The following is an 11,984-nucleotide window of genomic DNA, read 5'->3' as shown; positions in this document are numbered from 1 at the left end:
CTTCAGCGCCGCGAAAGCAGCTCTTCGGCGATCGCCAGCGCCGATGCGCGGCCCGACAGCACCAGGGTGTCGCCGGCCTCGACCAGGCTGTCGCCCGCGTGTTCGGTCTGCCGGCCGTCGGCGCGCCGCAGGCTCACCACCCGCACCCCGATGGTGTGCAGCGCCAGGGCGCCGATGCTGCGGCCGGCCGACTGCGAACCCTCCGGCAGGGTGAAGGGCGCCAGGCGTTCGGTATCGCCGTCCTGCGGCGCATCGTCGATGCCGTGGAAATAGCCGCGCAGCAGGTCGTAGCGAGCATCGCGCTGGTCCTGCACCACCCGGATCACCCGGCGCATCGGCACACCCACCAGGGCCAGCGCATGGCTGGCCAGCATCAGCGAGCCTTCGATGGCTTCGGGCACGACTTCGGTGGCGCCGGCCTTCTGCAGGCGCTCCAAGTCGCGGTCGTCCTGGGTGCGCACGATCACCGGCACCTGCGCCGCATGCGAGCGGGAATGGTCGAGCACCTTCAGGGCCGAGGGCACGTCGAGATAGGTGATGACCATGGCGCTGGCGCGCGCCAGGCCGGCGGCCATCAGCGCCTGCAGCCGGGCGGCGTCGCCGAAGACCACGGAGTCGCCGGCGGCGGCGGCCTGGCGCACCCGGTCGGGGTCGAGGTCGAGCGCGATGTAGGCGATGCCCTCGCGCTCCAGCATGCGCGCCAGGTTCTGGCCGCAGCGGCCGTAGCCGCAGATGATCACGTGGCGGTTGGCGTTGATCGACTTGCGCGCGATGCTGGTCATCTGCAGCGACTGCTGCAGCCAGTCGCTGGCCACCAGCTTCATCACGATGCGGTTGGCCGACAGGATGATGAAGGGCGCCGCCAGCATCGACAGCACCATGGCCGCCAGCACCGGGTTGAGCAGCTCGGGCGGCATCAGCTGGTGGGCTTGCGTCAGCTGCAGCAGCACGAAGCCGAATTCGCCGGCCTGCGCCAGGTAGAGCGCGGTGCGCAGCGATACGCCGGTGGTGCCGCCGAAGGCCCGCGCCAGCCCCATCACCAGCACCAGCTTGAGGGCCAGCGGCGCGGCCAGCAGCAGGAGCACCAGCGCCCACTGGTCGAGCAGGATGTGCCAGTCCAGCATCATGCCCACGGTGATGAAGAACAGACCCAGCAGCACGTCGTGGAAGGGCCGGATGTCGGTCTCCACCTGGTGCTTGAACTCGGTCTCCGACACCAGCATGCCGGCGATGAAGGCGCCCAGCGCCAGGCTCAGGCCGGCCAGCTCGGTCAGCCAGGCCAGGCCGAGCGCGATCAGCAGCAGGTTGAGCATGAACAGCTCCTCGCTGCGCAGCCGCGCCACCTTGGTCAGCCACCAGCGCATCACCCGCTGCCCGCCCGCCAGCAGGATGCCCACCAGCACGACCGCCTTGACCATGGCGATGGCCAGGGCCGGCAGCAGCTGCTCCGGCGAGGCGGCCAGCGCCGGCACCATCACCAGCAGCGGCACCACGGCCAGGTCCTGGAACAGCAGCACGCCCATCACGCGTTTGCCATGTTCGCTTTCCAGTTCGATGCGCTCGGCCATCAGCTTGACGACGATGGCCGTGCTGCTCATGGCCAGCGCGCCCGACAGGGCCAGGGCGGCACGCCAGTCCAGGCCGGCGAAAGCGGTGAGCAGGCGCGCGGCGATCAGCCCGCCGGCGGTGCCCACCGCCATGGTCAGCGCCACCTGCGCCAGGCCCAGGCCGAACACATGCTGGCGCATGGCGCGCAGCTTGGGCAGGCTGAACTCCAGTCCGATCACGAACATGAGGAACACGACGCCGAATTCGCCCAGATGGCGCACGCCTTCGGAATCCTGCGCCAGCGCGAAGGCATGCGGCCCGATCAGCACCCCCGCGGCCAGGTAACCGAGCATCGGCGGCAGGCGCAGGCTGCGGCAGGCGACCACGCCCACCACGGCGGCGACCAGGAAGAGCAGCGTCAGGGCGAGCGAGGACATCGTCACATGCTAGCAAGCGCCAAGCCCGTACCGGCGCCCGGCCCGAAGCCAGCCGATAAAATCGGCCGGATGACTGTCGTCCCACTTCCTGCCGCGCCCGGCACCGCCATCCGATTCGATGCCGCCGAGGCACTGCGCCTGGCGCGCCAGACGCTCGACATCGAGGCCGCCGGCGTGCTGGGCCTCAAGAGCCGGCTCGACGACCGTTTCGTGCAGGCGGTGCGCGCCATCCTCGACTGCCGCGGCCGCGTGGTGGTGATGGGCATGGGCAAGAGCGGCCATGTGGCGCGCAAGATCGCCGCCACCCTGGCCTCCACCGGCACGCCGGCGATGTTCGTGCACCCGGCCGAGGCCAGCCATGGCGACCTGGGCATGATCACCGGCGACGACGTGGTGCTGGGCCTGTCCAACAGCGGCGAGGTGGCCGAGCTGACGGTTCTGCTGCCGCTGGTCAAGCGCCTGGGCGCCACGCTGATCGCCATCACCGGCAACATGCGCTCCTCGCTGGCGCGCCACGCCGACATCGTGCTGGACTCCGCCGTCGCCCAGGAAGCCTGCCCCCTGCAGCTGGCGCCCACCGCCAGCACCACCGCCCAGATGGCGATGGGCGATGCCCTGGCCGTGGCGCTGCTCGACATCCGTGGATTCCGCGCCGAGGATTTCGCCCGCTCGCATCCCGGCGGCTCGCTCGGCCGGCGCCTGCTGACCCATGTCAGCGACGTGATGGCCACCGGCGCCGCGGTGCCGACCGTGAGGCCCGACGCCGGTTTCGCCGAGCTGATGCACGAGATGTCCGCCAAGGGCCTGGGCGTGGCCGCCGTCACCGACGATGCCGGCCGGCTGCTGGGTGTGTTCACCGACGGCGACCTGCGCCGCCTGGTCGAGACCGGCGCCGACCTGCGCGCCCTGCGCGCGGCCGACGTCATGAAGCAGAATCCCCGCACCATCGCCGCCAGCGCCCTGGCGGCCGACGCCGCCGAACGCATGGAGCAGCACCGCATCACGACCCTGCTGGTGGCCGACACCGATGGCCTCTTGCAGGGCGTCGTCCACATCGGCGAACTCATGCGCTCGAAGGTCGTCTAGAACAAGAACATGGACAACACACTGCCTGGCCTCTCCCCCATACAGCGCTGGGCGCCCGAACTGCTGCTGCGTGCGCAGGACGTGCGTGTGGCCTTCTTCGACGTCGACGGCGTGCTGACCGACGGCGGCCTGTACTTCGCCGAATATCCCGAGGACGACCCGCGCATCGGCGGCGAACAGATCAAGCGCTTCAACACGCTCGACGGCCACGGCCTGAAGCTGCTGCAGCAGGCGGGCATCGTCCCGGCGGTGATCACCGGGCGCGATTCGCGTCCGCTGCGCGCGCGCCTCACGGCCCTGGGCATCGAACACGTGCATTTCGGCACCGAGAACAAGCGCCCCGCCGCCGAGGCCACGCTGGCCGCCCTGGGCCTGAAGTGGCACCAGGTGGCCGCCATGGGCGACGACTGGCCCGACCTGCCGGTACTGCGCCGCGCCGCTTTCGCCTGCGTGCCGGCCACCGCCCATGCCGAGGTGCGTGCGGTGGCGCACTACACCACCACCGCCGCGGCCGGCCACGGCGCGGTGCGTGAATGCTGCGATCTGCTGCTGGCCGCCACCGGCCGCTACGACGCGCTGCTGCAGGCCTTCGCCGGATGAAGCCCACCGGCGGCGCCGCCATCCTGCCCGCGCAGCAGGCCCGTTCGCGGCCGAGTCCGATGGCGCTGCTGCGCGGCGTGCTCGACCGGCTGTCGATCTACCTGCCCATCCTGCTGATGAGCCTGCTGGCCCTGGGCAGCTACTACCTGGTGCGCAACGCGCCCTCGGTGCAGGCGCCGGAAGTCGTGCGTCCGCCGCGCCACGACGCCGACTATTTCATGCGCGACTTCGCCGTGCGGACCTTCGATGAAACCGGCCGGCTGCAACGCGAGATCTTCGGTGTGGAAGGCCGCCACTATCCCGACACCGACACGCTGGAGATCGACAAGCCCCGCATCCGCGCCATCAGCGAAACCGGGGCCATCACCGTCGCCACGGCGGAACGCGGCCTGTCCAACGGCGACGGCTCGGAGGTGCAGCTGATCGGCAATGCCGTCGTCACCCGCGAGCCGACGACAGGCCGCTCCGGCCAGGCCCTGCCGCGCATGCAGTTCCGCGGCGAATTCCTGCATGCCTATACCAACATCGAACGGGTGCGCTCGGACCGCCCGGTCATCCTCACCCGCGGCGACGACGTCTTCACCGGCGACGCCATGGACTACGACAACCTGCAGCAGGTGATGGTGTTGCGCGGCCGCGTGCACGGCACGCTGCAGCCGCGCCAGGGCGCTGCTGCGCGTTGAGCCGGAGGCCGCCGTGATCCAACAGCAGGCTCTGCCGCTCGTCTTCATCACCGGTGCATCGAGCGGCATCGGCCAGGCGCTCGCCCTTCGGTATTACCGGCAGGGCTGGCGGCTGGCGCTGGTCGCGCGGCGCCAGGAGCAGATCGACGCCTGGGCCGGCGAGCAGGGTCTTGAAGCCGGCCGCTGGGCCAGCTACCGGGCCGATGTGTCCGTCATCGACAGCATCGTCGCGGCCGCGCGGGCCTGCATCGCCGCCCAGGGCCTGCCGGACGTGGTGATCGCCAACGCGGGCATCAGCATCGGCATCGATACCGCCGAGCGTGCCGACATCGACGTGCTGGCCGAGAGCCTTGCCGTCAACACGGTCGGCATGGCCGCCACCTTCCACGCCTTCGTCGCGCCCATGGTGCAGCGCGGCGCCGGACGGCTGGTGGGCATGGCCAGCGTGGCGGGCATCCGCGGACTGCCGGGCCACGGCGCCTATTGCGGCAGCAAGGCCGCGGCGATCGCCTATTGCGAAAGCCTGCGCGGCGAATTGCGCGGCAGCGGCGTGCGGGTGGTCACGATCTGTCCGGGTTATGTGGATACGCCGCTGACCCGGCAGAACCGCTACGGCATGCCTTTCTTGATGACACCCGAAGCCTTCGCCGCCAAGGCCGTTCCCGTGATCGCGGCGGGCGCGGCGCGGCGCGTGATCCCCTGGCAGATGGGCATCGTGGCCTCTGTCCTGCGTCTGTTGCCGACGTCGATCTTCGACCGGCTCCTGGCAGGCCGCCCGCGCAAACACCGGCGCAGCGAGTAAAGCCGCCCTGAGAAAGCAAAAAGGCCCCGAAGGGCCTTTTGTTTTGCGCAAAAACGCAGGGGTTCAGTAACCGCCGCCGCCGTAGCCGCCGCCACCGCCGCTGCGGCCACCGCCACCACCGCCGTAGCCGCCACCACCACCGCCGCCGCCGCCACGGGGGCCGGAGCCGTACGGGCTGCGGAAGCCGCCGTCGCTGCCGCCACCGCCGCCGCTGCGGCCACCACCGCCGCCGCCGTAGCCGCCGCCACCACCGCTGCGGCCACCGCCGCCGCCGTAGCCGCCACCACCGCCGCCGCCGTAACCGCCGCCACCACCACCACTGCCGCCGCCGCCGCCGCCGTAGCCGCCACCGCCGCTACGGGGGGGCGTGCTTCCATCGGGCGCGCTTCGTTCACCACGACACTGCGGCCGCCCAGGGGCTGGCCGTTCATGCCTTCGATGGCCTTTTGCGCTTCCTCGTCGCTGCCCATTTCCACGAAGCCGAAGCCCTTGGAGCGGCCGGTGTCGCGTTCCATCATGACCTTGGCGCTGGTGACGGCACCGAATTCGCTGAAAGCCTGTTGCAGGTCGTCGTCGCGAACCGAGTACGGCAGGTTGCCGACGTAGAGTTTGTTGCCCATTGAAGGGACTCCTAAAAACACAAGAGATAAAAAAGCGATGGAGTCTGCAACGCAATCAGCAACCGACTACGCAAACCCGACGAAACACCGCGAACCGAACGCTACACGCTCGCAAGCACATTATGGTTCATAGCTTCCTTAAAAAGGCAAGCAGTTATTACGCCGTTTTACCTATAGCCGTATCTGCTCCGGGATAACCCAGGGACGGGCCGAGGCGGGCAATCACATTCAACCGGCCATGCACCGCAATGGAATACTCGCATTCATGGTGCGCGGTTCGCATCCTCGCATGCATAAGTGATGCGTGATGGTGCGCAAATCGGCAAACAGGGGCGCTTGCGGGCCCTTGTATATATTCCCGCATTGCGGCAGTGGGTGGCTGGCACTCACGAATCTGCAGGCAGGCTCCGCCCTGGTGCGCCGCTATACTTATCCCACGCGCCGATTTGCTCCAGCTTGCGGGCGCTTAACAAATCCTGCTAAAGACGGACCGGCCCGTTGCCCCACGGATCCGGCCTCGTTGCAGCGAAGCCGGTTTCTCCGTTGGCCCCCTCGATCCTCCGTCATGTCATTTGTCGTCCAGCCCCAGGCCATGCACTTCGATGGCCCGCTCGCCCTGCGCAGCGGCGCCAGCATTTCCGGCTACACCCTGGCCTATGAAACCTACGGCGCGCTCAACGCGGCGCGCTCGAACGCGGTGCTGGTCTGCCATGCGCTCAATGCGTCGCATCACGTGGCCGGCGTCTACGAGGGGCAGCCGGGCTCCGAGGGCTGGTGGGACAACATGGTCGGTCCCGGCAAGCCCCTGGATACCGACCGCTTCTTCGTGATCGGCATCAACAACCTGGGTTCCTGTTTCGGCTCGACCGGGCCGGCCGACATCGATCCGGCCACCGGCCGTTCGCGCGGCGCCGACTTCCCGGTCGTCACGGTGGAGGACTGGGTCGAGGCGCAAGCCCTGCTGCTCGACCGCCTGGGCATCACCCGGCTGGCCGCCGTCATGGGCGGCAGCCTGGGCGGCATGCAGGCGCTGTCCTGGCCGATCCAGTATCCCGACCGGGTGGCGCATGCGGTGGTGATCGCCAGCGCGCCCAACCTCAATGCCGAGAACATCGCCTTCAACGAGGTGGCGCGCCGCGCCATCGTCACCGACCCCGACTTCCACGGCGGCCACTTCTACGAACACGGCACGGTGCCCAAGCGCGGCCTGCGCATCGCCCGCATGATCGGCCACATCACCTACCTCAGCGACGACGTGATGAACACCCGCTTCGGCCGCGAGCTGCGCGATGCGGTGGCCTACAAATACACCACGCAGGACGTCGAGTTCCAGATCGAGAGCTATCTGCGCTACCAGGGCGACAAGTTCAGCGAGTATTTCGACGCCAACACCTACCTGCTGATCACCCGTGCGCTGGACTATTTCGATCCGGCCGCGGCCTACGGCGGCCGGCTGGCCGACGCGCTGGCCGGCTGCCAGACCAGGTTCCTGCTGGCCAGCTTCACCACCGACTGGCGCTTCGCCCCCGCGCGCAGCCGCGAGATCGTGCGGGCCCTGCTCGACAACCGCCTGGACGTGAGCTACGCCGAGATCGACGCGCCGCACGGCCACGATGCCTTCCTGCTCGACGACCCGCGCTACCTGAACCTGGTGCGCGCCTATTTCGGCCGCGTTGCCGCCGAAGTGGGGGCCGCATGAGCGATATCTCCACCTACCGCCTGCTGTCCCAGATGATCCCGCGCGGCGCCCGGGTGCTCGACCTGGGCTGCGGCGACGGCACCATGCTCGATCTGCTGGCGCGCGAGCGCGGCTGCACCGGCTACGGCATCGAGATCGACGACGCGAATGTGCTGGCCTGTGCGCGGCGCGGCGTCAACGTGATCCAGCGCAACCTGGAAGACGGCCTCGACCTGTTCGACGACCGTGCCTTCGACGTGGTGCTGCAGCTCGACACCCTGCAGCACCTGCGCAATGCCGAGACCATGCTGCGCGAGACCGCCCGGGTGGGCCGCATCGGCATCGTGGCCTTTCCCAATTTCGCCCATTGGCCCAACCGCATGGCCATCCTGCGCGGCCGCATGCCCGTCACCCGGCGCCTGCCCTACCAGTGGTACGACACGCCCAACATCCGCGTCGGCACCTTCAAGGATTTCGATGCGCTGGCGCGGCGCAACCAGCTGCGCATTCTCGACGCCTTCGGCCTGCAGGACGGCCGCGAGGTGCGGTGGTTGCCAAACGCACGCGCGGGCACAGCCGTATTCCGCTTCGAGGCCATGCCCGGGTAAATGAATGCGTCGGGACTTTTGCGGTTTGGGAGCTTCATATCGTGCCGCCGCCGGGTGAAACGCGGTGCAGGACGGGCTTTGGCCTCTGTTAAACGACGTTACCTATCTTGCGATTTCCCTTGAAGCTTTGCGCGTAAGTGCTCCCTAGCATTGCCATTCCCTTCTACCTCGGAGTACCCATGGCATTGCAATCGAACTTTTTCGGAAACAAACGCGAGTCCGACGCACCATTGGCCCGTAGCAATGTGAGCGGCGCGGCCTCCGTCACCATGCCTTCCGGCGCTGCGGCCGGCCATCCCCTGAGCGCTACGGCCACGACGGCCACGGTGCGAGAGCCGGCCGCCGCATCGGCGACGAGCGCGGCGCCCGACAAGACCGAGCAGGGCAATCCCAGCAAACTCACCGTCGGCCCGCGCATCAAGCTCAAGGGCGTCGAAATCACCGACTGCGACACCCTGGTGGTGGAGGGCCTGGTCGAGGCGACCATGGATTCCCGTGTCATGCAGGTCGAGCAAGAGGGCGCCTTCAAGGGTTCGGCCGAGGTCGATTTCGCCGAGATCCGCGGCAGCTTCGAAGGCACGCTCAATGCACGCACCCGCCTGGTGATCCGCGCCACCGGCAAGGTCACCGGCCATGTGCGCTACGGCAGCGTGGTGATCGAGGAGGGCGGGCAGCTCGGCGGCGAGGTGCAGTTCGGCCCCGCGGCCGCGGCCAGCGCCATCATCGCGACAAGCTCCCCGGCGCGGCTGGAGCGGGTGGTCGCCGCCTGACACGCCGGACACTCAGATGAGCGGCGCCAGGCCGAGCCGCTGCAGGAGCGCGCCGGCCGCCGCGGGTGCACGCTCCTTGGCACCGTTGATGAAATAGACGAACACGTCGCGGCCTTCCGGTGCGGCGCTGTCTTCTTCGGTCACCGCGTCCAGTCCGGCGGGGCGGTGGCCCTGGCTCCAGCTGCGGGCGCAATCGGCCCAGTGGTCCAGCTGCCGATCGTCGTAGCCGGTCGGCTGGTCGGCCGAGGCCATCAGCAGCCGTGCGTAGACGAAGTCCGCCGTGACGTCCGCGATCGACGGGAACTTGTCCGAATCGGTGAACACCACCGCGCAGCCATGGCGGCGCGCCAGGGCGATGAAGGCCGGGTCGCGGAAGGAGGCATGGCGTACGTCCAGCACATGGCGCAGCGCGATGCCGTCCTGCCGGCGCGGCAGGAGCTTCAGGAAGGCGTCCATGTCGTCCGCATCGAAGGCCTTGGTCGGCATCATCTGCCAGACCACCGGCCCCAGCTTCTCGCCCAGTTCGGCAATGCCGCTGGAGACAAAGCGCTGCACCGACTCCCCCGCTTCGGCCAGCACCCGCCGGTGGGTGCAGTAGCGCGAGGCCTTGAGCGAGAACATGAAGCCCGCTGGCGTCTCGTCGCGCCATTTGGCGAAGGTCGCGGGCTTCTGGCTGCTGTAGAAGGTGCCGTTGATCTCGATGGCCGGCAGCCGGCGGCTGGCCCAGTGCAGCTCCTGGCTCTGCGGCAGGCCCTCGGGATAGAAGTTGCCGCCGCGCCAGGGCTCGAAGGTCCATCCGCCGATGCCGGTGCGTATGCGATGCCTGGTTTCCATGGGCGGGGCGGCTTCCTCAGGTGTGCGGTGGGGATTCCATGATGGGCGTAGAGTTGCCGATTGGCGCCGGAAAATGGCGCCCAGCCAAGAAGGACATTCCCCCATGAACGCACCACTGCACCGTGAAATGCCCGCCGGGCTGCTCGATTCCGCCCGGCTCCAGTCCGAGATCGCCGCCCAGTGGGACGGCGACATCGTGCGCCAGGTCAGCGACTACATCGCGGTGCCGGCCAAGTCCCCCGGTTTCGACAAGGACTGGGCCGCGGCCGGCTACATCGACCGGGTGGTACGCGACGCCGCTGAATGGGTGGGGCGCCAGAAGGTCGAGGGCCTGACGCTGGAGATCGTGCGCCTGCCCGGCCGCACGCCGGTGCTGTTCTTCGAGGTGGCCGCCTCCAGCGGCGATGCAGGCACGCCGCGCACCGGCACCCAGACGGTGCTGATGTACGGCCACCTGGACAAACAACCCGAATTCAACGGCTGGCGCAGCGACCTCGGCCCCTGGACACCCAAGTACGAGGACGGCAAGCTCTACGGCCGTGGCGGCGCGGACGATGGTTATGCCGTCTACGCCTCCATCGCCGCCGTGCAGGCCCTGAAGCGCCAGGGCGCGGCCCATCCGCGCATCGTCGGCCTGATCGAGACCTGCGAGGAATCCGGCTCCTACGACCTGCTGCCCTATGTCGACATGCTGCGCCCGCGCCTGGGCGATGTCGGCCTGGTGGTCTGCCTGGATTCGGGCGCCGGCAATTACGACCAGCTCTGGCTCACCAACAGCCTGCGCGGCATGGCCGGCGGCACGCTGCGGGTGGAGGTGCTGACCGAGGGCGTGCATTCGGGCGATGCCTCGGGCCTGGTGCCTTCGTCCTTCCGCATCCTGCGCCATCTGCTCGACCGGCTGGAAGACAGCGCCACCGGCCGGCTGCTGCCCGCCAGCTTCCACTGCGAGATCCCGCCCGCGCGCCTGGAGCAGACCCGCGCCACCGCCGCCATCCTGGGCGAGGAAGTCACCAAGCGCTTTCCCTGGGCGCATTACGACTGCGGCGGCTCCACGCTGCAGGTGCTGCCGACGACGTCCGACCCGGTGGAGGCCCTGCTCAACCGCACCTGGCGGCCCACGCTGTCGGTGACCGGCGCCGAGGGCTTCCCGGCGCTGCAGGACGCCGGCAACGTGCTGCGGCCCTTCACCGCCTTCAAGCTCAGCCTGCGGCTGCCGCCCCTGATCGATGCCGGCCATGCGGTGCAGGAACTCAAGCGCCTGCTGGAGGACAACGCGCCCTACCAGGCCAAGGTCACCTTCAACGGCGGCGGCGCCACCGGCTGGAATGCGCCCGACACCGCGCCCTGGTTCGAGCAGGCGCTGGACGCCGCCTCGCTGGCGCATTTCGGCGCGCCCTGCGGCCATATCGGCCAGGGCGGCACCATTCCGCTGATGAACCTGCTGAGCCAGGGTTTCCCGACGGCGCAGATGATGGTCTGCGGCGTGCTCGGCCCGCGCAGCAATGCGCACGGTCCGAACGAGTTCCTGCACGTGCCCTATGCCAAGCGGCTGACCGCGGCGGTCGCCGAGGTCATCGCACGCATGCCCTGAGGGCGCTCAGCCCAGCAGCCGCATCAGCGCCGCCAGCGGCGCCGTTTCGGCGCGCAGGATCTGCGGCCCCAGCCGTACGGGCTGGAAGCCGGCGGCGATCGCGGCTTCCTCTTCCTGCGGCGTGAGGCCGCCTTCAGGGCCCGACAGGAAACAGGCCTCGTCCTGCGCCTCGGCCCGCAGCGGCTGCGAGGGCTCCGACAGCGACAGCAGATAGCGCCGCACCGCGGGCGCCGGGGCATGCTGGCCCAGCCAGTCGGACAGCGTCAGCAGCGGATGCACCACCGGTACCCGGTTGCGTCCACACTGCTCGCAGGCCGCCACCGCCACCGCCTGCCAGTGCGCCGCCTTCTTCTCCGCGCGCTCGCCCGACAGGCGCAGCACCGTGCGGGCGCTCATCAGCGGCTGGATGCTGGCGGCGCCCAGTTCGGCCGCTTTTTCCACCAGCCAGTCCATGCGGTCGTTGGCCGGCATGCCCAGCGCCAGGTGGATGGTGCGCGGCGCCTCGCGTTCGACCGGGTCGAAGCTGCCGACCTCGATGCCCACGTCGCTGCGGCCCATGCGCCGCACCGTGGCCTCGTATTCGCCGCCGCGGCCGTCGAAGAGGGTGATGGTGTCGCCGGGCTGCAGGCGCAGCACCTGCACATGGCGGGCCGGGCCGGGCGGCAGGTCGAAGGCGGCGCCGCTGGCCAGCGGCTGCGGGCAGAAGATGCGTGGCATGGGCCGCGGA

Annotated in this window: 11 protein-coding genes and 1 pseudogene; 8 read left to right on the top strand and 4 right to left on the bottom strand. The window is 69.4% G+C overall.

The genetic code is table 11. The features are described 5' to 3' along the window. Positions 1–2: 2 nt before the first annotated feature. Positions 3–1,985 carry a monovalent cation:proton antiporter family protein gene (locus GT347_RS12970; RefSeq protein ID WP_160552363.1) on the bottom strand — a complete coding sequence of 661 codons (1,983 nt, stop codon included), beginning with the start codon at positions 1,983–1,985 and terminating at the stop codon, positions 3–5. A gap of 69 nt (positions 1,986–2,054) precedes the next feature. Between GT347_RS12970 and GT347_RS12965 the strand changes: the two genes are divergently transcribed. The 4 genes from GT347_RS12965 to GT347_RS12950 are packed head-to-tail and all read left to right on the top strand — an operon-like array spanning position 2,055 to position 5,156. After that, positions 2,055–3,071: a KpsF/GutQ family sugar-phosphate isomerase gene (locus tag GT347_RS12965; RefSeq protein ID WP_160552361.1), complete on the top strand. Its 1,017-nt coding sequence runs from the start codon at positions 2,055–2,057 to the stop codon at positions 3,069–3,071. Positions 3,072–3,080: 9 nt separating this feature from the next. Then, complete coding sequence (locus GT347_RS12960; RefSeq protein WP_160552359.1) at positions 3,081–3,671, top strand: KdsC family phosphatase; 591 nt, start codon at positions 3,081–3,083, stop codon at positions 3,669–3,671. 59 nt (positions 3,672–3,730) lie between these two features. Further along, on the top strand, positions 3,731–4,354 hold the full coding sequence (lptC, locus tag GT347_RS12955) for an LPS export ABC transporter periplasmic protein LptC (protein WP_160555335.1): 624 nt from the start codon (positions 3,731–3,733) through the stop codon (positions 4,352–4,354). A gap of 16 nt (positions 4,355–4,370) precedes the next feature. Continuing rightward, positions 4,371–5,156, top strand: coding sequence for an SDR family oxidoreductase (locus GT347_RS12950; protein ID WP_160555334.1), 786 nt, complete (start codon positions 4,371–4,373; stop codon positions 5,154–5,156). Positions 5,157–5,219: 63 nt separating this feature from the next. Here GT347_RS12950 and GT347_RS12945 read toward each other — a convergent pair. After that, a pseudogene (locus GT347_RS12945) lies at positions 5,220–5,776 on the bottom strand (RNA recognition motif domain-containing protein). Between the two features lie 565 nt (positions 5,777–6,341). Between GT347_RS12945 and metX the strand changes: the two are divergent. The 3 genes from metX to GT347_RS12930 all read left to right on the top strand — a co-directional run bounded on the left by metX (position 6,342) and on the right by GT347_RS12930 (position 8,832). After that, a complete protein-coding gene (gene metX, locus GT347_RS12940) occupies positions 6,342–7,475 on the top strand; it encodes a homoserine O-succinyltransferase MetX (RefSeq protein WP_160552357.1) in 1,134 nt (377 codons plus the stop codon). Then, positions 7,472–8,062: a methionine biosynthesis protein MetW gene (metW, locus tag GT347_RS12935; RefSeq protein WP_160552355.1), complete on the top strand. Its 591-nt coding sequence runs from the start codon at positions 7,472–7,474 to the stop codon at positions 8,060–8,062. Before metX ends, metW begins: the two co-directional genes overlap by 4 nt. Positions 8,063–8,241: 179 nt before the next feature. Further along, positions 8,242–8,832 carry a bactofilin family protein gene (locus GT347_RS12930; RefSeq protein WP_160552354.1) on the top strand — a complete coding sequence of 197 codons (591 nt, stop codon included), beginning with the start codon at positions 8,242–8,244 and terminating at the stop codon, positions 8,830–8,832. 12 nt (positions 8,833–8,844) lie between these two features. Here GT347_RS12930 and GT347_RS12925 read toward each other — a convergent pair whose 3' ends face one another. After that, on the bottom strand, positions 8,845–9,666 hold the full coding sequence (locus GT347_RS12925; protein ID WP_160552352.1) for a DUF72 domain-containing protein: 822 nt from the start codon (positions 9,664–9,666) through the stop codon (positions 8,845–8,847). A 103-nt stretch (positions 9,667–9,769) separates the two neighbouring features. Between GT347_RS12925 and GT347_RS12920 the strand changes: the two genes are divergently transcribed. After that, entirely contained in the window at positions 9,770–11,257 is a 1,488-nt protein-coding gene (locus GT347_RS12920) for a M20 family metallopeptidase (protein WP_160552350.1), read from the top strand. Positions 11,258–11,263: 6 nt separating this feature from the next. Here the strand turns inward: GT347_RS12920 and GT347_RS12915 are convergent, their stop codons facing one another. Further along, on the bottom strand, positions 11,264–11,974 hold the full coding sequence (locus GT347_RS12915; RefSeq protein WP_160552348.1) for a 16S rRNA (uracil(1498)-N(3))-methyltransferase: 711 nt from the start codon (positions 11,972–11,974) through the stop codon (positions 11,264–11,266). Positions 11,975–11,984 lie beyond the last annotated feature (10 nt).

It is taken from the genome of Xylophilus rhododendri, assembly GCF_009906855.1.
Classification (GTDB): Bacteria; Pseudomonadota; Gammaproteobacteria; order Burkholderiales; family Burkholderiaceae_C; genus Xylophilus; species Xylophilus rhododendri.
This window is presented reverse-complemented; position numbering and strand designations above follow the sequence as displayed.

Coding starts and splice junctions, on each gene's coding strand:
- GT347_RS12925 (WP_160552352.1), bottom strand. CDS start 9,666: ATGGAAACCAGGCATCGCATACGCACCGGCATCGGCGGATGGACCTTC.
- GT347_RS12915 (WP_160552348.1), bottom strand. CDS start 11,974: ATGCCACGCATCTTCTGCCCGCAGCCGCTGGCCAGCGGCGCCGCCTTC.
- GT347_RS12930 (WP_160552354.1), top strand. CDS start 8,242: ATGGCATTGCAATCGAACTTTTTCGGAAACAAACGCGAGTCCGACGCA.
- GT347_RS12960 (WP_160552359.1), top strand. CDS start 3,081: ATGGACAACACACTGCCTGGCCTCTCCCCCATACAGCGCTGGGCGCCC.
- GT347_RS12970 (WP_160552363.1), bottom strand. CDS start 1,985: ATGTCCTCGCTCGCCCTGACGCTGCTCTTCCTGGTCGCCGCCGTGGTG.
- GT347_RS12965 (WP_160552361.1), top strand. CDS start 2,055: ATGACTGTCGTCCCACTTCCTGCCGCGCCCGGCACCGCCATCCGATTC.
- metX (WP_160552357.1), top strand. CDS start 6,342: ATGTCATTTGTCGTCCAGCCCCAGGCCATGCACTTCGATGGCCCGCTC.
- GT347_RS12920 (WP_160552350.1), top strand. CDS start 9,770: ATGAACGCACCACTGCACCGTGAAATGCCCGCCGGGCTGCTCGATTCC.
- lptC (WP_160555335.1), top strand. CDS start 3,731: ATGGCGCTGCTGCGCGGCGTGCTCGACCGGCTGTCGATCTACCTGCCC.
- metW (WP_160552355.1), top strand. CDS start 7,472: ATGAGCGATATCTCCACCTACCGCCTGCTGTCCCAGATGATCCCGCGC.